General features: G+C 37.7%; 20 protein-coding genes. 12 read left to right on the forward strand and 8 right to left on the reverse strand.

Annotated features, from left to right (window positions below; all coding sequences use genetic code 11):
• Positions 1–6: 6 nt before the first annotated feature.
• From mce to TLET_RS00935, 4 genes are all read right to left on the reverse strand, one after another.
• On the reverse strand, positions 7–414 hold the full coding sequence (gene mce / locus TLET_RS00920; protein ID WP_012002229.1) for a methylmalonyl-CoA epimerase: 408 nt from the start codon (positions 412–414) through the stop codon (positions 7–9).
• Positions 415–457: 43 nt separating this feature from the next.
• The gene (locus TLET_RS00925; protein WP_012002230.1) at positions 458–697 is read right to left on the reverse strand and encodes an FmdB family zinc ribbon protein; all 240 of its coding nucleotides are present in this window, start codon (positions 695–697) and stop codon (positions 458–460) included.
• Positions 698–777: 80 nt separating this feature from the next.
• Complete coding sequence (locus TLET_RS00930) at positions 778–1,935, reverse strand: iron-containing alcohol dehydrogenase (RefSeq protein WP_012002231.1); 1,158 nt, start codon at positions 1,933–1,935, stop codon at positions 778–780.
• 11 nt (positions 1,936–1,946) lie between these two features.
• Positions 1,947–2,390, reverse strand: a complete 444-nt coding sequence (locus TLET_RS00935) for an SRPBCC family protein (RefSeq protein WP_012002232.1) — start codon at positions 2,388–2,390, stop codon at positions 1,947–1,949.
• A gap of 213 nt (positions 2,391–2,603) precedes the next feature.
• Here TLET_RS00935 and TLET_RS00940 point away from each other — a divergent pair, with 213 nt between their 5' ends.
• The 12 genes from TLET_RS00940 to TLET_RS00995 all read left to right on the forward strand — a co-directional run bounded on the left by TLET_RS00940 (position 2,604) and on the right by TLET_RS00995 (position 14,192).
• Positions 2,604–3,569 (forward strand): ABC transporter substrate-binding protein, encoded by a 966-nt coding sequence (locus TLET_RS00940; RefSeq protein WP_012002233.1) that lies wholly within the window; start codon positions 2,604–2,606, stop codon positions 3,567–3,569.
• Positions 3,570–3,636: 67 nt separating this feature from the next.
• A complete protein-coding gene (deoC, locus tag TLET_RS00945) occupies positions 3,637–4,329 on the forward strand; it encodes a deoxyribose-phosphate aldolase (protein WP_228369066.1) in 693 nt (230 codons plus the stop codon).
• A 3-nt stretch (positions 4,330–4,332) separates the two neighbouring features.
• Positions 4,333–5,844, forward strand: a complete 1,512-nt coding sequence (locus TLET_RS00950) for a sugar ABC transporter ATP-binding protein (protein ID WP_012002235.1) — start codon at positions 4,333–4,335, stop codon at positions 5,842–5,844.
• Positions 5,841–6,812 (forward strand): ABC transporter permease, encoded by a 972-nt coding sequence (locus TLET_RS00955; RefSeq protein WP_012002236.1) that lies wholly within the window; start codon positions 5,841–5,843, stop codon positions 6,810–6,812. The genes TLET_RS00950 and TLET_RS00955 overlap by 4 nt, the downstream gene beginning before the upstream one ends.
• Before the next feature lie 4 nt (positions 6,813–6,816).
• Positions 6,817–7,461, forward strand: a complete 645-nt coding sequence (locus TLET_RS00960; protein WP_012002237.1) for a transaldolase family protein — start codon at positions 6,817–6,819, stop codon at positions 7,459–7,461.
• A 2-nt stretch (positions 7,462–7,463) separates the two neighbouring features.
• Complete coding sequence (locus TLET_RS00965) at positions 7,464–8,402, forward strand: ribokinase (RefSeq protein ID WP_038051411.1); 939 nt, start codon at positions 7,464–7,466, stop codon at positions 8,400–8,402.
• A complete protein-coding gene (gene xylB / locus TLET_RS00970; protein WP_012002239.1) occupies positions 8,399–9,922 on the forward strand; it encodes a xylulokinase in 1,524 nt (507 codons plus the stop codon). The genes TLET_RS00965 and xylB overlap by 4 nt, the downstream gene beginning before the upstream one ends.
• Before the next feature lie 19 nt (positions 9,923–9,941).
• A complete protein-coding gene (gene rbsD / locus TLET_RS00975; protein ID WP_012002240.1) occupies positions 9,942–10,364 on the forward strand; it encodes a D-ribose pyranase in 423 nt (140 codons plus the stop codon).
• The gene (locus tag TLET_RS00980; RefSeq protein WP_012002241.1) at positions 10,361–11,335 is read left to right on the forward strand and encodes an aldo/keto reductase; all 975 of its coding nucleotides are present in this window, start codon (positions 10,361–10,363) and stop codon (positions 11,333–11,335) included. The genes rbsD and TLET_RS00980 overlap by 4 nt, the downstream gene beginning before the upstream one ends.
• Before the next feature lie 18 nt (positions 11,336–11,353).
• Positions 11,354–12,193, forward strand: coding sequence for a GntR family transcriptional regulator (locus TLET_RS00985; RefSeq protein WP_012002242.1), 840 nt, complete (start codon positions 11,354–11,356; stop codon positions 12,191–12,193).
• Positions 12,194–12,208: 15 nt separating this feature from the next.
• Positions 12,209–13,645 carry an aldehyde dehydrogenase family protein gene (locus TLET_RS00990; RefSeq protein WP_012002243.1) on the forward strand — a complete coding sequence of 479 codons (1,437 nt, stop codon included), beginning with the start codon at positions 12,209–12,211 and terminating at the stop codon, positions 13,643–13,645.
• A 16-nt stretch (positions 13,646–13,661) separates the two neighbouring features.
• Entirely contained in the window at positions 13,662–14,192 is a 531-nt protein-coding gene (locus TLET_RS00995; protein WP_012002244.1) for a glucose-6-phosphate isomerase family protein, read from the forward strand.
• Between the two features lie 4 nt (positions 14,193–14,196).
• Here the strand turns inward: TLET_RS00995 and TLET_RS10610 are convergent, their stop codons facing one another.
• From TLET_RS10610 to TLET_RS01015, 4 genes are all read right to left on the reverse strand, one after another.
• Entirely contained in the window at positions 14,197–15,147 is a 951-nt protein-coding gene (locus tag TLET_RS10610; RefSeq protein ID WP_049753321.1) for an HD-GYP domain-containing protein, read from the reverse strand.
• Positions 15,148–15,417: 270 nt separating this feature from the next.
• The gene (gene topA, locus TLET_RS01005; protein ID WP_012002246.1) at positions 15,418–17,586 is read right to left on the reverse strand and encodes a type I DNA topoisomerase; all 2,169 of its coding nucleotides are present in this window, start codon (positions 17,584–17,586) and stop codon (positions 15,418–15,420) included.
• Between the two features lie 18 nt (positions 17,587–17,604).
• Positions 17,605–19,023 (reverse strand): phosphoglucomutase/phosphomannomutase family protein, encoded by a 1,419-nt coding sequence (locus TLET_RS01010; protein WP_012002247.1) that lies wholly within the window; start codon positions 19,021–19,023, stop codon positions 17,605–17,607.
• Positions 19,013–20,065, reverse strand: coding sequence for a 3'-5' exoribonuclease YhaM family protein (locus TLET_RS01015; RefSeq protein WP_012002248.1), 1,053 nt, complete (start codon positions 20,063–20,065; stop codon positions 19,013–19,015). Before TLET_RS01015 ends, TLET_RS01010 begins: the two co-directional genes overlap by 11 nt.
• Positions 20,066–20,072: the final 7 nt, after the last annotated feature.

The following is a 20,072-nucleotide window of genomic DNA, read 5'->3' on the forward strand; positions in this document are numbered from 1 at the left end:
GCCTCCTCAGTGATTACCTTCAACAAGCTCTATAAGAACTCCACCTGTAGTTTTTGGGTGGAGGAACAAAACTTTCGTACCTTCCGCACCAGCTTTAGGTTTGTCAGATAATGGTTGTAGCCCATTGCTTTTTGCAAGTTCAGCAGCCTGATCTATTCCCAGAACATTGAAAGCAATGTGATGAATTCCCTCTCCTTTACTGTCAAGAAATTTGCTGATCTCAGAATTTTCATTCATCGGCTCCAGTAGTTCTATTTTACTTTCTCCAACTTGTATCATGTAAACTCTTATACCTCTTTCAGCAATTTCTTCCACATGAATATTTTGAAGGTTGAAAAAATCTCTATAAACTGATAGTCTTTTGGAAGCATCTCTCACAGCGATACCAACATGATCTATTTTCTTCGTGATCAAAATTAGTCCCTCCTCGTGAAAAATAGGGGCTTAAAGCCCCGTTTTAAGCCACTTTTTCCTCGGATTTTTTCTTTGATTCAGAACTCGATTCAGATGATTGGACTCCGTTTTTTCTGCTATCTGTACTGTAAAAACCACTTCCCTTGAAAATTATACCTACCCTCGAAATAGCACGTTTCATTTGTTTTCCACATTCGCAAAAAATCTCCGGGTCTTCGTTAATTGAGTGAAATACCGTTTTTTGAGAATTGCAGTTTTCACATACATATCTGTAAAACGGCATCTTATCACCTCCTGTGCCACTTCTATGCCTTTACAGTTGTATATCTTAGCCTCTGGACGTTGCAAAAGTGTTAAAATTGATCAAAATGCCTTTTTTATTATCTGAAGAAGATCGTTTTCCTGTAATTTCTTTGGAGTTTTCACCACAACACCTTTCATTGCCCTGTAAGCTACTTTTGCTATATTTTCGAGCTCTTTTTCTTTGAAACCAAGAGATGAAAGTTTCTGATTCAGGCTGAAAAGCTCTTGGAATTCGAAGAGCATATCTATGAAAATTCTGGCAGCAGTTGTCGTATTGTATTCATCAATATTGAAAACTTCATGAGCGAGTATGGCAAGCCTTTCGCGAATTTCGTCAAAGATATACTCAAGTAAATAAGGGCCCGTTATACATAGTCCTAAACCATGAGGAAGTTCTGGATGAAAGCCACTTAACCCATGCTCTATTGCATGATTTGCGATTACACCTGTAAGCGTTTCGGTGATTCCCGCTTCGGTGCTTGCCCATGCAAGATTTGTTCTTGCATAGATATCTGCACCATTTCTATAAGCAATGGGCAGGTTTGCCACAATTCTTTTCATTGAATCAATGGCCAGGATATCTGAATAAGGATTGGCGTCAATATTTAGAAATGCTTCAAGGGAATGATAAAAGGCGTCCAGGGAAGTGTACGCTGTCTGATTTTTCGGAAGTGTTATCATAATTTCGGGATCCACAATGGAGATTTTTGGAAATATAACGCTATAGCCAATACCTACTTTTTCGTTGGTTTCTGGATTTGTGATAACTGCGAATGGGTCAGCCTCAGTTCCTGTTCCATGAGTTGTTGGTATTGCAATTACAGGTAATGCTTTGTCCGGCTTTTTGCCACCACCTACTTCGACATAATCCCAAAATTTTCCACCCATCGCAGCTGTTAATGCAATAGCTTTTGCTGAATCAATAGCACTTCCGCCACCCAGGCCTATTACAAACTTGACATTTTCTTTTTTTGCAATCTCAGCAGCTTCGTCAACATCATTACTTACTGGATTTGGCTGGATTTTGTCGTAAATAACAGACTCAACATCTGTTTTTTTCAATAAGGATACAATTCTATCAAGTAAACCGCTTTGCTTCGTGCTTTTTTTTCCTGTAACTATCATTGCCTTATTTCCGAGATTTTTGATTGAGTCTGGGAGATGCTCGACAGATCCCTGACCAAAAATGATCTTTGTTGGCAAAAAAATATTAAACATATTATCCCCTCCTATATTAAGATTACACCTTTTTCTATATATGCCTTTGCAAGGCAAAGCATCTGTCCCCAACCAAACGCACATCCGAAAGCTATATCAAGTTCGTTGACGTTGCTAACAAAAACCCTGTCCTCAATTTTCACCCATGTTCCCCTCGCTGCATCTGATTGAAAAGTCATCTTTACCCTTGATCTATAACCATCGTCATATTCATACCACCAGAATTCCATAATTTTATGAGGAATGATTGATATAACGATTCCCTTATCTTCGACAATCTGCCCTTGCGTCAGTCTCTTCCAGCGAAAATATATTTGTCCTCCTTCATAAAGATCAATTTTCATACCATCGGTAAACCATGGATCCCATCCGCAATGATTTACAAAAGTCGTCCAGGTTTTTTCGATGGGGGCATTAAAATACTCTATAAACTCCATTTCTGGTATTCGAAGCAACAATATACCTCCTTAGATTTTATTATACCAACTGAGCAGGTATGATACGAAAAATGGAGAAAGCAGAAGAAAAAATGAGTGATAAAAAGATTTTCTTTTGTATATATGGAAAATAGCACTTCAACAGTGAAAATTCTTTTTATCCACGTTTGATTGTTTTTGGTAAAAGTTATAACATTATAAATAGTTCCATACCCCAGGGGAGGTGTGTTTATGAGAAAGTTCTTGTTAGTTCTGGCAATGGTTTTTACTTTATCTGCATTAGTTTTTGGAGCATACGAAATAGCTTTTGTTGTCAAGGCGACAGACTCTGATTTCTGGCAATATACCATTGTAGGAGCAAAGAATGCCGAACATGATCTACAGGGTCTGGTGAAAGTAACAGTTTACGGCCCGCCATCTGAAGCAGATATTGACAAACAAGTAGCTATCCTTGAAGATGTCATAAGAACAAAACCAGATGCAATAGTTATATCGTCGACAAGTTCTCATGCGACAGCCCCAGCTTTAAACAAAGCCTACCAGCAAGGCATAAAGATCATTCTGATTGACAACTTTGTTTACGATACCGGTTATCATTCCTTTTTAGCAACAAACAACAAAGTTGGCGGGGGTCTGGCAGCCGAGAAAGTAGTCGAACTTCTAAAGAAATCGGGAAGGCCTCTTAAAGGCAAGGTAGGTCTTATAAGTTCGATGGCGGGAGTTCAGGTGCTGATCGATCGAGATGACGGATTTACAGCAAGATTGAAAGAATTAGCGCCGGATTTAGAGATATTACCGACAAGGTATGTTGACAACGATATCGCCAAAGCGGCAGCTGCAGCAGAAGACCTTATAACAGCTTATGGAGATCAGCTGGTTGCGATTTTTGCTGACAACAATCACACAGGGGATGGAGTTGCCAGGGTGATTGAGGAACAAAATCTTCAAGACAAGGTGATTGCGGTTGCGTACGATTCTGATCCACAGGAAGTGGAAGCTCTGAGAAACGGTAGTTTGAAAGCTCTCATAGTTCAGGATCCTCATGGAATGGGTTACAAAGGAGTCATGTTTGCATTCATGGCAATTAATGGAGAAACGCTTCCAAGTTACTTTGATACGGGTGTTTATGTTGTTACGAAAGAAAATATGGACAACCTACAATGGGTACTTGATCCCTACAAAAGAAAGAAATACTGATTGTTTTTCTTGAAACGACTGCGAGGGGGATCTCCCCCTCGTAACTTTACAGAAAGAGGGGATTTTTATAAAGTTTTCCGAGAGGGATTTTGCAAAACTTTTTGATAGTACTTTACTCAAACCCGAGACATCCTGGGATGAAATACTAAACTTCGTCGATGAATCAATAAAATATGATGTTCGCGCTATAGCGATTCCATGGTATGCATTGACCTACGCTATAAAAAAAGTATCAACTACAGATATAGGTATTGTTGTTGGAATAGACTTTCCTTTTGGGTACAGCTCCATAGAACGAAAGCTCGATGAAATCAAATTTTACCTTTCGTTCAGTGAAAAAATAACTGATTTTGATGTGGTTGTGAATATCTCGGCTGTCAGGTCCAATAATTGGGAATATGTCCAGGAAGAACTGAGAATTCTCTCTCAGGAAATCAAAAAACACGACAAGATCTGCAAAATCATAATAGAAACAAGCAGATTATCAGATAATGAGATAGTCAGGCTATGTCAGCTAATTTCAAATGAATCGAGCATAGATTACGTAAAAACAGGGACGGGGTTTGGGCCTGCCCCCACGACATATAAAGATGTCCAGTTAATGAAAAAATATCTTGGAGGAAAAAAGATAAAAGTTTCTGGAGGCATCAAGACTCTCGATCAAGTAAAGCGTTTTCTCGATATGGGAGTTAGTCTTTTTGGAAGTAGTGCGGCTATTGAAATTATAGATGAATTTGTTGAAAGGCATAGGAGGAAGTGATCGATGCGCGAACTTTTAAGAGTTGATAATGTGAGCAAGTCTTTTCCGGGTGTAAAAGCCCTGGACGGTATCACTTTTTCTCTGAATAGTGGAGAAGTGCGAGGACTTGTTGGAGAAAATGGTGCTGGAAAATCAACATTGATAAAAATAATAACAGGAGCCTACAGTAAGGATTCTGGTAAGTTATATTTTCTTGGCAAAGAGATAAAAAGGAATGATCCTGTTCTGTCCAGAAAGCTGGGTATCTATGCAGTGTATCAGGATGTTATGATAGCTCCAGACATCAGTGTGGCTGAGAATTTTTTCCTCGGATCCCAACCAGGTTTTTTCGGCTTTGTAAATTGGAGAAAAATGAGAAGTGAATCAAGAAAATTTTTGAATGAAATAGATTTAGCGGTGGATGTTGATATAAGTACAAGATCTCTGAGTCTTGCTAATAAAGAAATGATAGCTATTGCAAAAGTTATGCTTTTCAATCCAAAGCTGGTTATATTTGATGAACCAACAGCGGTGTTGACTGATAATGAAAAAAGACTTTTGTTTGATCTGATTAGAAAACTGAAGAAGAAAAATATAGGGGTTATATACATATCTCATAATCTGGAAGAAGTTTTTGAAATCTGTGACACAGTGACTGTGCTTAAGGATGGAAAAGTAGTGGGCACATATAAAACAGAGGAGATAGGTAATGTAAACAGCCTTATACCACTCATGGTGGGACGGAAAATAGAAGAGATGTACTACAAAGAAAAGGTGGAGATAGGAGAAGAAATCTTGAAAGTTGAAGGGCTAACTGGCAAAAAATTCAAAGGGGTGTCTTTTAGTCTTCATTCAGGTGAAATTCTTGGTCTTTACGGATTAGCGGGGGCTGGTAGAACAGAGATAGCAAGGGCAATCTTTGGTGCGGATAAAATTGATGCTGGCTCGGTATTTGTGAAAGGGAAAAAAGTAGCAATAAATAACGCTAAAGACGCGATAAAACTTGGTATAGGTTATCTACCAGAAGATAGAAGAAATCAAGGAGTGTTTCCACCACAGAGTGTTGAGTTCAATGTAAATATTGTTAATTACCAGGACATTTTATCGAAATTTTTTGTATTTGTAAATCAGAAAAAAGCAAAAAGAATTTCGAAAGAACTTATAAACAAACTTTCAATAAAAGCTTCAAGCATCACCCAATCTGTTTATCAATTAAGTGGTGGCAATCAGCAGAAGGTCATTCTGGCAAGATGGCTTAGTCGTTTTGCACAGGTACTGATACTTGATGAGCCAACGAATGGTATAGATGTTGGTGCAAAAGCAGAGATTTACAGGCTCATAGGAGAAATCGTTAATCAAGGGAAAAGTGTTATTTTTATATCTTCGTATTTACCTGAGCTTATTGGAATATGTGATCGGATAATAGTTATTTCGAATGGTGCGGTAGCTGGGGTGTTAGAACGAAGCAATTTTTCTGAAGAACGCCTTTTAACTCTGGCTATGAGTAATGTGAGAAAAAAGGAGGGTGCTTCGTGAAACAAAAATCGAAAATGGTCATTCGGGGAACAAGTTTTGCTGAGAGAAACCTTATAATTATATTTCTGGTTTTGGCAGTTTTCTTAGCATTTGCTACCAAAGGCACTTTTTTGTCTTTTGGAAATATAACTAACTTACTTCGACAAACTTCTATAAATGGTGTTGTAGCCCTCGCAATGCTTTTTGTCATAATTACAGGTGGAATAGATTTATCTGTAGGCTCGGTTGTGGGACTTTCTGGAATGGTTTTCGCCATGCTGACCTCTTCCAGGCTACAATTTCAATTTTCCACTTTTCAGGCAGTTGTTATAGCCCTACTGGTCTCAATTTTTGTAGGTGTCGGGGATGGTTTTGCTGTTCATGATTTGAAAGTTCCTCCATTTATAGCCACTCTTGGAATGATGACTTTTGTTAGGGGTCTTGTTATGTATATTTCATCTGGTCGAATGATAACAGGTATACCCTACAGTTTTGTTAATTTCTCTTCTGAAAACATCCTCGACATTCCAAAACTTGTCTGGCTCTGGGTTGTTATGGCTGTGATTGTCACGATCGTTTTGAAATACACAAAATTTGGAAGAAACCTCTACGCTCTTGGAAGCAACAAAGAAGCCGCAAGATTGTCTGGTATAAGCCTTAGATTAAACTACTACGGTGCATACGCAGTATCAGGCCTTCTGAGTGGCATAGCAGGAATTATGCTGGCTTCAAGGTTGGCAGCAGGAGTTCCAACTGCTGGCCAGGGCTATGAGCTGGACGCGATTGCATCAGTTGTGATAGGAGGGGCGAGTTTGAGTGGAGGTACCGGCACAGCGCTTGGAACTGTTATAGGGGCTTTACTGATTCAAACTTTGAGGAACGGAGGAAATCTTCTTGGTATAGATCCTTTTGTTATGCAAATGGCAATAGGATTGATCATAATCGCAGCTGTTTTCTTTGATCAGTACGTCAAGGCCAGAAGGGGGTGAGGATGTGAAGATATACATAGATGGATGCGATAAACAATCAATAGATCTGGCAGAAAAGTTTGAAATAGGTATCACCACCAACCCCACGATAATTGTCAACAAATGTGCGAAGAGAAGTTTATTTGAGTTGATTGGTTTCTTTTCGCAGATAAAAGTACCTGAAATTTTTTTACATGTAGAGAAATCTTATGAGGATATTGTTGAGTGTCTGGATACAAAAAAATTTGTGATCAAATTGCCGTGGGTGGAAGAAAATTACGAACTGAGTGTTTTGTTGAAGAAAAAAGGATTCAGAGTGTGTGCAACAGCTGTTTATGAATTATCTCAATTGATAACGGCGTTAACTCTAAATGTTGATTTCGTGGCATTTTATTACGACAGAGCAAGTAAAAAAGGAATAGACCCAGAAAAAAGGATCTGCGAGTTTATGGAAATAATCTCAAAAAACCATTCAGATACCAGAGTAATCGTGGCGAGTTTGAAAAATGCGAATCAGATTTTATCGGCTGTAAAAACCGGAGTAAGCCATATAACTATACCTGTAGATCTTTTCAAAGAATTTGTGAAAGTTCCAGAATATGTTTTGGTTGATGTTAGAAAGTTTTCAGAAGACCTCAAGAAGATTTCTATCTCAGAAAGGAAGAAGTGAACGTGAATCGCGTGAGTGTTTTGGGAAGTTTTGTTGTAGATCTGGCAGTTTTTTCGTCTCATATTCCAAATCCTGGAGAAACTGTTTTTTCAGAATCTTTTAAAATGGGACCAGGTGGGAAAGGTTTTAATCAAGCTGTTGCTGCAAAACGATCTGGAGCAGATGTTCTGTTCATTACCAAAATAGGCCAGGATTTGTTTTCCATTTTAGCTGAGCAGGCTTTTGAAAAATACGATCTTTGTAAGAAATATTTATTAAAATCAAAAACTTATGGAACAGGTGTTGCACTGATAATTGTAAATGAAACCAACGGAAACAATGCAATATCAGTTGTACCGAATGCCTGTGTTGATATAACGTTGGAAGATGTGGAAAAAAATTCTGAAATATTTGAAAAATGTGATGTTTTCGTAGCTCAATTTGAATCTAATTTGCAGGCAACTTACAGAGCTATTGAACTTGCTAAAAGATCTGGAGCTGTTACTGTGCTTAATCCGGCGCCTGTTCGAGAATTTGACTATGAGATACTGAAATATGTGGATATATTAATTCCGAATGAAATAGAAGCGTGTTTGCTTGCTGAAAGTTTCTCAAATTGTAATAAAGTATCGAAAATTGCTGCAAAGCTCGAAAAATTTGTTGATACTGTTATTATAACTCTTGGCGAAAAAGGCGTATTCTGTTCAAAAATCTCTCATGAGATTATTCCAGCCATTAGAGTTAATACTGTTGACACTACAGGGGCAGGAGATGCTTTTGTAGGTATTTTTGCATCGTATCTTTCGAGAAACTATTCTCTGAGAGAATGTGTGAATTTCGCCATTACTGGCGCTGCTCTATCTACAACAAGATATGGAACATCTCCTTCCATGCCCTCGCAAAAAGAGATTGAACTGATGTACAGATCAGTTTTCTCTAATGAGGAGGGACAAGACCTATGAGTTACATAATTTCATATGATTTGGGGACTACAGGAAACAAAGCAACTCTTTTCAAAAACGATGGTAAGCTTTTAGCAAGTGTTTTTCATCCGTATGAAACGAATTATTTCAATATTAACTGGGTAGAGCAAGATCCAAATGATTGGTATGAATCTGTTAAGATTTCAACTCAAAAATTGTTCAAACTTTCAAAAATAAATTCAGATGACGTGAAAGTTATTAGTTTTAGCGGGCAGATGATGGGAATTGTCCCAATTGACAGAAATGGAAATCCGTTGAGACCTGCAATAATCTGGGCAGACCAGAGGAGCATTACACAGGCCGACCGTCTGAAAAAGCTGGGAGACGAGAAGGTTTATTCGATAACCGGGTCAAGGATAACTCCAACTTATGCGGGCCCAAAGATTTCATGGATAAAAGATAACGAACCTGATGTTTACAGTAACGCCTTTAAGTTTTTGTTTGCCAAAGATTTCATCATTTACAAACTGACAGGTATTGCTGGCACTGATTTTTCAGATGCATCCCTATCATTAATTTTTGATATAAGGAAGAAACAGTGGTCAGCTGAACTTGCAGAAATTTTGAATATTGACATAGGAAAACTCCCCGAAGTCTCAGCCTCTACATCTATTGTTGGAACAGTAATACCATCTGTCGCGTCAGAACTCGGATTGTCTGAAAAAACACTGGTTGTAAGAGGGGCTGGTGATGGTTCTGCAGCAACAATTGGGGCTGGTGTTTTCGATTCATGCGAAGCATATGTCTATCTGGGATCATCAAGCTGGATAAGTACCTGTACATCAGAACCGTTTTTTGATTCTAAAGCGAGAACTTTTAATTTCTGTTACCCTATTCCGGATTTTTATTGCCCAACAGGAACAATGCAGTCAGGAGGGGGATCATATCAGTGGGCGAAAAACGCACTGTGTCAATTTGAGGAAAAGCTGGCGAAGGAATTAAATCTGAATGTATACAGCATAATGGATGATTTAGTTGATTCTACAAATCCCGGTGCAAAAGGACTGATTTTTTTGCCATATCTTGTGGGAGAAAGAAGTCCACACTGGAATGTCAATGCAAAAGGTGCCTTTATTGGTCTTTCAGTAACGCACAATAAAAATGATATGTTGAGAGCAGTTCTCGAGGGAGTTAGTTTTAATTTAAAAATGATACTCGATGTATTTGAAAAATCTGGTGGATATAACTTCAAAAAGATTCGTTTAATAGGAGGCGGTGCTAAGGGTAGAAACTGGAGGCAAATAATAGCTGATGTTTTTCAAAAGCCCATTGCTGTGGCAAAGTTTCCAGAAGAAGCAACTTCCATCGGGGCAGCTATTATCGGAGGAATTGGTACAAAGATTATTACGATAAATGATGCCAAGAATTTTGTAAAAGACCTTTGCTTAGTTGAACCGAGATCCATGTACTTCAAAAGATATGAGAAGATGTATGAAGTTTTCCAAAAATCGTACTACTCGTTATTAGAAAGTTTCGACCTACTTGCAAAAATAGATTGATTTTTCAGGAGGGATTGATGTGAAGAAAAATGGAATCTTAAACCGGGAATTATCCTATCTTATAGCTTCAATGGGGCACGGTGATATTTTATCTATTGTTGATTCGGGTTTTCCCATTAGTGAAGATGTGTTTTGCGTCGATCTCAGTTTAATAGCTGGAAAACCGAAGATTGTAGAAATAATCATACCACTGCTCGAAGAGCTTGAGATAGAGAAAGTTTTGATTGCTGAAGAGATAAAAATGATCTCTCCAAAGTATCATCAGAAACTCTTGAGTATCTTTCCAAAAAATGTTCAAATTGAGTACATACCACATGAGAAGTTTAAGGATAGAGTGAGAGAGTCTAAGGGAGTTGTAAGAACAGGAGAACAAACTTCTTATTCCAGCGTAATTTTGGTTGGTGGAGTTACATATCATGGGGAAAAGGAGGAGGGTTTATGAAATATAGATCGACCAGTAGATTTCCTGAACAGATTTCAGTAATAGGCCTTGGTTGCTGGGAACTCTCTGGATCAAATGTATGGCAAGGTTCGAATGACGAAGATTCCATCAAAGTTGTCCACAAGGCCCTGAAAGCAGGTATTAATTTTTTTGATGTAGCCCCTGTTTATGGGTTTGGACATGCTGAAGAGATTCTCGGCAGGGCAATTGAAGGATTCCCCAGGGACAAGATATTGATTGCCACGAAATGTGGTTTGATTTGGGATGAGCATAAGCGAATAAAGAGATGCCTTAAACCAGAAAGTGTTTTTCAAGAAATAGATCAAAGTTTGAAAAGATTGAAAACGGATTATGTTGATCTCTATCAGCTTCACTGGCCCGATCCCAATACACCTATTGAGGAAACCTTAGATGCTTTAACCAAGTTGCAAAAAGAAGGCAAAATCAGGTACATAGGATTATCGAATTTTTCCAGGGATATAGCAAGCAAAGTGTTACCTTATATAAGTAGTATGCAAGGATTATATAATATGTTTGAAAGAAATGCCACGAGTTATCACAGTATTCCTCTTGAATACAGATCAGAAAAGGAAATATTACCATTTTGTGAGAGAAATGGCCTTGCTTTCTTCCCTTACAGTCCTTTAATGCAGGGAATATTGACTGGAAAGTTTTTAGAGAATGAGGTTTTTGTTGATGTCAGATCAGCCAATCCCAAGTTATCAGGTGAAGAGTTTAAGAAATACATTGGTGTAGTGAGGAAATTAATGGAAATATCCCGGGAAATTGGAAAGCCTTTGAGTCAGGTGAGCATAAATTGGTTATTGAAACACGAGGCTATAACATCAATTATTGCAGGTGCAACGAACCCATCTCATATTGAAGAGAATGTGAAAGCGTTAGATTGGGAAATGGACGATGAAGTATATAGGCATATTGAGAAGATTATTTCTGAATCCGGTTTAGAATAATTAGGAGGCGCTTTTATCGTGAAATTTCATATTTCAGAACCTTTGAAAAAAGATTCTCCTGTACCGCTTTATTACCAAGTTGAGCGAGCATTAATCAAATGGATATCTCAGAATCTCAAACCTGGGGATCTTCTACCAAGTGAGAAAGAGTTATGTGAGGCTTTTCAGGTAAGCAGAATAGTCGTGAGACAAGCGTTGGGGAATCTTGTTAACAGAGGTTTGATTCAAAGGCAGCGTGGTATAGGTACAATAGTAATCCAACCGAAAATAAATGAACATCTTGTTTCTAAGCTGACAGGCTTTTATGCAGATATGAAATCCCAGGGTTTAAATCCAAAGACAAAACTCTTATCATCCGAGATTATAAGAGCAGATGACTTTCTTGCCTATTATTTGAATTTACTGGCAGGTGAGAAAGTCATGAGGGTTCATAGACTCAGATATGTGAATGATGATCCAATACTTACGGTAACCACATACATACCATGCAAAATTTGTCCAAAGCTGTTAGAGAAAGATCTTGAGAATAGATCACTTTATGAAATACTTGAACAAGAATACAAGATAAGATTAATATGGGGAGAAAGGGTTATCGAAGCGGTTGCTGCTGATCTGCAAGATGCAAAACTTCTTAATGTGGAAAAAGGTTCACCGCTATTTTTTCTACGAAGTATAACCTATACCGAGAACAACATACCTGTTGAATATTACGAAGCTAAGCACAGAGCTGATCGAACGCGATTTATTACACGTCTTTTTAAAACAACATACCCAGACAGTGAGGAAATAAACAATGTTTTCAACAGTGAATTGCGCTTAACGAGATTCTTTAATAAGGATTTTGAATCCACCACTTAATAAGGAGGGATATATGTGTTTAAATGCATAATAAACAATAAATTTGTAGAATCACCTTCTGGGGAAGTTATACAGGTCAAAAATCCAGCCAATATTGAAAACATTGTCGGGGAAATACCTTCTCTCAGCGCTGATGAAGTTGAGCAGGCTATAGAAGCGGCACACAAAGCTTTTAATAGCTGGAGTCAGATGTCTCCAGTTAAAAGAACAGAAATTATAAAGCACGGTGTAAATATTGCCAGGAGCAAAATAGATGAAATTGCACATTTATTAACACTTGAGCATGGGAAAACTCTCAGAGAAGCAAAAGAGGAAGTAGCATCTTCTATAGATTCTATAGAATATTTTGCAAATAATGCTTTGAGTATTCTTGGGGAAACTTATCCAGCAAACAAAAAAGACAGGTTCAGCATTGTTATAAAACAACCTGTTGGTGTTGTTGTTGCGATTGTGCCATGGAACTATCCTCTTCTTCTTTTATCTTGGAAAATAGGACCAGCTCTCGCAACAGGTTGTACTGTTGTTGCGAAACCTTCTTATTATACGCCACTATCAACATTGAAGTTCTCCGAGTGTTTCATTGAAGCAGGATTACCTGAAGGTGTTCTGAATGTAGTTACAGGAAGGGCAAGCAAGATTGGAAAAGTTCTTACTGAACACCCACTTATTTCCAAGATAGCGTTTACTGGAAGCACTGCTGTTGGAAAAGAAATCATGAAATCTGCAGCTAACACTGTCAAAAAATTAACTCTTGAACTTGGCGGTAATTGCCCAATGATAGTTTTCGAAGACGCCGATCTACATGAGGCAGTTAAAGGCGGCGTAAGAAGAGCTTTTAGAAACGCCGGGCAAATCTGCAACGCAGTAAACAGAATCTACGTTCATAAAGAGGTGTTTGATGAATTTGTTCAAAGGTTTGTAGAATCAGCAAAAAAGATAAAAGTGGGTAATGGATTGGATGATTCTGTCGAAATGGGACCTATGACCACAAAAGAAGGATGGGAGACAGTAAGAAAATATGTTGAAGAAGCTTCTAATATGGGAGCAAAAATACTTTGCGGGGGGAAAAAACCCGATGGAGAAGAATATCAGAACGGTTATTTCTTTGAACCAACCGTGCTTGTAGATGTAAATCACTCGATGAAAGTCGTGAGAAATGAAGTTTTCGGACCTACAGCCCCTATAATGATGTTTGAAACTTTTGATGAAGTTATTCAAAAAGCAAATGATACAGAATATGGCCTTGTTGCTTATGTATATACAAAAGACCTTTCCAAAGCTTTAAAATCTGCGCAATTACTGCAATGTGGAACAGTCGGTGTTAACAACGTTTCAGGAGGAGAATTTGCATATCCTTATGGTGGATGGAAACAAAGTGGTTTTGGAGTAGAAAATTCTCATCATGTTTATGATGAGTATTTGAGGCTTAAACATATAAGAATTGATTTCTGAAAGGAGTTGTTGCAAAGTGAGACCGTTTACTGTTTCCATGAATTTGGATAATATCAATTTCAATGGAAATCATATTGTGAGAAGATATGAAGATATAAAAAGTATTTTTAAGTCAACCGATATATCGCTTGAAGGTAAAAATCCGGTAATTTATGAGGTTTTTGAATCTCCTGTTCCGGAACAACAAGGGCATCTCATATTTTTGGTCACAATACTTTATCCTGGAAAAGTAAATGAAGAATTCTTTATGACAAAAGGGCATTATCATACTGTTGAAAATACTGCAGAGGTTTACCTGGGAATAAAAGGAAAAGGGTTGATCCTTTGCCAGACAAAATCAGGAGATTTTGAAGTGGCTGAAATTTCTGAAAACAGGGTTGTTTATATACCTCCATTCTGGGCTCACCGGGCTGTCAATATTTTTGATGAACCACTAATTTTCTTTGGTATTTACCCGGCACATGCAGGTCATGATTATGAGACAATAGCTCAATCAGGGTTTGTAAAACGGGTTTTTTCAAAAAATGGTAGAGTGGTTATAGAGTGATTTTTCATTTGATGAAATAATCTATATTGTTTAAAAAAATATTGAATATCTCTGGATCGAAATGGTTAGCACAACTTTTCATTATATCTATCGCTTCTGAAGGTGAGTATGCTGAGCGGTAATATCTGTCTGTAGTTAAGGCGTCAAAAACGTCTGCTATAGCAACTATTCTTGCAGAAAGTGGAATCTCTTCTCCTTTGAGTTTACATGGATATCCGCTGCCGTCAAATTTTTCATGATGATATTTTGCCACGAAAAATGATGTATATACAAGCTGATTTTTGGGTTCGTAGCGAAGAATTTTCTCAAACAGAGAAGCTCCGTGTAAAGTGTGCATTTTGATTATGTCAAATTCTTCGTTTGTTAGCTTACCTGGTTTGCGAATCACGGCATCTGGGATGAACAATTTTCCTATATCGTGAAAAAACGAAGCAATCGATAGAAATTCGAGTTCTTTATCGGTAATTAAACCTCTTTCCAGGCAGAGCTTTGCAAGCACTGTTGTATACGTTTTTACATTGATCAAGTGATCAAACAGCATCTTGTCTTTTAGTTTAATTGTTTGTATAAGAAATTCTATGAAGGCCATAGGAGAAAGTTTTTCCAGATCACACATTGAAACTGGTAGAGAGAGGTCAAAGCGGGAAAAATTCTCAACAACTTTATCTGCGCCACAGCTCATGAATTCTTTTTCAGCAGAATTTGGCGCAATGATTGTTACTATAGGATACACACAGGCAATCTCTTTGCGAAGACTGGATACAAAGTCTTTGATTACTTCTGCGGGAAAACTTTTTGCATCAAGAACGATATTTGCATAACTGTGCAAATTTCTGTTGATAAGTCTCCATGCAACCTCAAAATCCATTGTGATTTCGAATGGTGTCTGGTCTGATATTTGAAAAGAAACGTATTTCTCTGGATTACTGCTCAATAAAAGTGTTTTATATTTCATTTGCTGTTTTTTCCCCATTAATCTAACTTAAAAATATACAACATAAGATTTTTCAAACATATTATGCATGTTTTTATCTAAAACTGACGTAACCTTAATATTAAGAAAATCGTATCTAAAGCTTATAGATTTATACCTTTCATAAGACTCTTCGTAAAATTGTATTTAAGATTATTATTTTTTACTTCACAAAGAAAGTCAAAAAGAAAAAGCCAATATTCCGGTTGATCGGGATAATCACATTAATTCAATACAAAGTGCATTTTTATTCTACTTTTTTGTTTTTAGTTGAAAAGTTTTCTTGCAGTTTTGACAGTAAAGAACTTCTTTTGATCTGTATTTTTTGTAATATAGTCTCTGAGAACACTCTGGGCATGTTTCATTCGATGGTTCCAGCCAGCTTATGAAATCACAATTATCACTGGTACATTTGAAGAAGATTCTTTTGTTCTTGCTAATCTTCTTTTCAACAACTGCTGAGCATTTGGGGCATTTTCCTCTTGCAAAGCCTGTATATGTCTTTCCGCAATTCTGGCATTTAATATAATTGCCATATCTGCCACTCATTTGTTCAAGCTTTCCTCCACATACCGGGCACACTGTTTCGATAGATTCCTTTTCCTGATGGGTAAAATACATTGTGTTTTCATAAAACACAGCAGGCGTTTCGAGAGCCAATGACGTTGTTTTTGAGCAATTCTCGCACAGAAGGTACAGACCATATCTCCCGACTTTAAGTTTGTACTTGCTTTTGCAGTCACATTCCAAATTTGTGTTCATGTCTATTGAAAGCCATTTTTGTTGAGCTTCATCGAGATATTTCGAAAAGTCGTTGTAGAAATCTCTTAAGAGTTCTTTGTAATCTTTCTGACCCTGTTCAATTTTGTCGAGGGCCTCTTCCATTTTTGCTGTGAATTGAAGGTCTACTATTTCAGGGAATTTTTTTTCCAGATAGTGGTTAACTACAAAACCCATTACTGTTGGGATGAGCTGGTTTGATGATTTAATGACATATTTTCTTTCAAGGAGCGTTGATATTATTGTGGCGTATGTACTGGGCCGACCGATTCCTCTGATTTCCAGGGCACGTACCATAGATGCTTCTGTATATCGAGCGGGGGGTTTCGTCTCATCTTCTTCTATTTGCCATTTACTTATACGGATTTCCCCCGAAGGAATAGTTATCTCTTGCTCTTTGTCTTTTTTCAGAATTATCTCAAAGCCATCGAATATTCTGCGCTCGATTTTTGATTCAAAAGTATATCTATCTGATTGAAACTGGATTGTTGTTTCTTCATAAATAGCGTCTGCCATCTGTGAGGCCATGAACCTCTCCCAGATTAATTTGTAGAGCCTGTATTGATCTTTGCCAAGATCACCTTCCACTTGATCTGGCGTCAGGTCAATATTGACAGGTCTGATTGCTTCGTGAGCATCCTGAACATTTTGTTTTGCTTTTTCTGTTCTCACTTTCTTCCCTAAATAATTTTTGCCAAATTTATCTGTGATAAACTCTATTGCTTTTTGTTTTGCTATTTCAGAAACCCTTGTTGAATCTGTTCTCATATAGGTTATAAATGCCCTGTGGCCTTTTGGCGTATCTATACCTTCGTAGAGTTGCTGGGCGATCTGCATAGTTTTTTTCACTGAAAAACCGAGTTTATTGGCTGCTTCTTGCTGCAAGGTACTTGTAATGAATGGTGAAGGGGCTTTTTTCTGTATTTTTCTGGTTTTGATCTGAATGACTTTTAAAACCTTAACATTTTTTTCTATTTCTTTTGCCAGCTTTTCGTCTATCTGTTGCATGTCAATTTTTTTTCCATCTATATGTGTCAGGTAAAACTTCAGAGATCCGATATAACCCTGCACTTTCCAGAACTTCTTTGGCTGAAATTTATGTCTCTGGATTTCTCTTTCACATACTATTTTTAGAGCTGCTGATTGTACCCTCCCAGCACTTGAACTTGTCTTAAGCATTTTCCACAACAGCGGGCTTATTTTATAACCTACTATTCTGTCAAGAATACGTCTTGCCAGTTGTGCATGTACTTTGTTCATATCTATATTTCGTGGCTCTTTGACAGCATTTTTTATAGCCTGAGGAGTTATTTCGTTGAAAATGATTCTATTTTTCTCGTTAGCAACACCAAGGATGTCTGCCAGATGCCACGCTATGGCCTCTCCTTCTCTATCCATATCAGAACCCAGCAAAACTTGTTTGTTTTTCGCTTTTTTCTTCAACTCCTGAACAATTTTTTCTTTTCCATATATTATCTTGAATGTTGGTTCGAAATCTTTTTCGATATTCACACCAAACTCTTTTTCTGGTAAGTCGCGCACATGACCTTTTGAGGAAAGTACGTCATACTCTCCTTTCAATATTTCTTTTATTGTCTTTGCTTTTGCAGGTGATTCAACAATTATTATTTTATTAGCCATTTTTTCCTCCTTTCAGAATTACTCGGCATATCTGCTGATTTTTCTGACTGCACTCAACATCGTTTGTAGTGTTTGCAAATCTCTTGATTCTAAATAGATACGAACTATCGGTTCTGTTCCAGAAGGTCTTACGAGCAGCCAGCTACCATCTTTGTCAAAAAAATATCTCATTCCATCCACGGAATCTTCGTCAACTATCTTCAGATTGACCAGGTAATCTTCAATATTCTTAAATTTATCCAGAAACTGCTTTTTTTCCTCATCACTCTGGAAATCTATATCTATTCTTGTATTGTTAAATTTTCCATATTCTTTTTCAAATTGTTTTCTTATTTCAGAAAGACTCTTTTTTTCATAGGCAATCATTTCAAGAACCAGTAAACATGCGAGTATACCATCTTTCTCGGGAACATGATTCGCTATGGATAAACCACCACTTTCTTCTCCGGCTATTACTGCATTCTCGGACATAAGTACAGTTGCGAGAAATTTGAATCCAACAGGTGTTTCGAGAACTTTTTGTTTGAATGTATGAGCCACAGCGTCAACGGCATGAGAAGTGGCTATTGTTCTTGCCACTGGACCAATTTTACCTTTATTCTTGTATAAATGATAGGCAAGAAGCGCGATAATCTCATTGGGTTTCACGAATTCGCCATTATTGTCAAGTATGCCGAATCTATCTGCGTCGCCATCGGTAGATATCAAAACATCCCAGTTGAGATTTTTTATCCTGCTGGAAAATTCTGACAACCTTGTTTCATCCGGCTCAGGTCTTCCACCACCGAAATATGGATTTCTGTAATTATGGACAACATCCAAATCTGAACAAATCGTCTGACACAAGTCATCTAAGTATCCGATGGAAGATCCGTACAATAGATCTGCAATAACTCTCAAACCAGCAGATTTAATACGTTCGATATCGATTAATTCTGATAGCGCTTTAAAATAATCCGGTTTTGGGTCGATAATCTCAAAAAGATCTTTTGAGCTTGCTTCACGAAGATTCATTAGAGGTATTTTCCGTTCATCTATTTTCTCAATGAGTTTTTCTATCTCACTTGTTACTTCTGTTGGAGCAGGAGAACCATCTGATGGATTGAATTTTATTCCACAATACTCCGGTGGATTATGCGATGCAGTGATGTTTATCCCGCCATCAAGCTTATAATGTCTTATGGCGTAAGAAACAACTGGTGTTGGAGTTGGATTTTCGGGCATCAAAACCTTTATACCATTTGCCGCAAGAACTTCAGCAACAAGCTGTGCATAGTTTTCGGTCATAAAACGGGTGTCACGTGCCACGATCACTTTCCTGCCGCCATTTTTCTTCAAATATTCAGCAATAGCTTGTGTTACAATTTTCACGTTGGAAAATGTAAACTGATCACCCATAATAGCTCTCCAGCCAGAGGTACCAAATTTAATCTTCATTTTCTTGCCCTCCCAGCCAAAGGCGTCTTTGAAGGTGCCTATCATAATCTGTCCAGATTTTCTCGTTCCCATTTTTCTTACCCTTTTCCTGCAAATATCTGAATCTTGCAAGCTTTGCATCCATATTTTCGAGGGAATGAATAACAAAAGCCTCAGCTGTTTTTGGAACCACAGGCGACCCCCATTCAATTTCACCATGATGAGAAAGAATTATATGTTCAAGGTGAAGTAATTTACTTCCGGTTAGACCAATTTTATAAGCGACTTCTCTGATTGCCTCGACTCCAAGTACTATGTGTCCTTTCAACTCGCCTTCAGTTGTGACTTCAAAGCCTTTCTGAGTTACTCTGTATTCTCTGACTTTTCCAATATCGTGAATCATCGCGCCAGCGAGCAGAAGATCTTTGTTTAGCATAGAATCATACACTTGCCAGATTTTCTTGCACGAGCTCACAACATCTACAGTGTGTTCAAGCAATCCTCCGATGTATGCATGATGTACACTCACCCCCGCTGGGCATTGAACAAACAATTTGACAAACTCTGTATCCTCAATGAAAATCTTTTCCAGCAACTTTTTCAAATCAGAATCCGAGATTTCTTTGACAAAGACTATCAATTTCTCATACATTTTATCTATATCACGCGATGTTACTTCCAAAAATCTGCGAAAATCGTATTCTGAATCATTCAAATTTTTTATAGAGTCAGCAGATTTCTCGAGATTCAACTGTATATGATCTTCAAAATAGACTATCCTTCCCCTGGCAACCACTACATCTCCATCGTTTATTTTCAAGAAATTCTCATCCGCATTATACCAGTCTATTGCCCTGATACTACCTGTTTTATCTGATAAAGTCATGAGGAGAAACTTTTTCTGATCCCGGGCCTCTTGAAGTTTTCTGCTTGTTACCTTAGCTATGACCTGGACATTTTCATTTACTTTGCTGCCTAAGTCCTCGAGATATGGAAAATCAGGTTCCTTACTCGGCTTGAGTTCGTTAAAAATTTCTTTTGGAATCCTATCTCCAAGTTTCACGATATTC

Origin of the sequence: Pseudothermotoga lettingae TMO (assembly GCF_000017865.1) — a bacterium.
In the GTDB taxonomy this organism is placed as follows: Bacteria; Thermotogota; Thermotogae; order Thermotogales; family DSM-5069; genus Pseudothermotoga_B; species Pseudothermotoga_B elfii.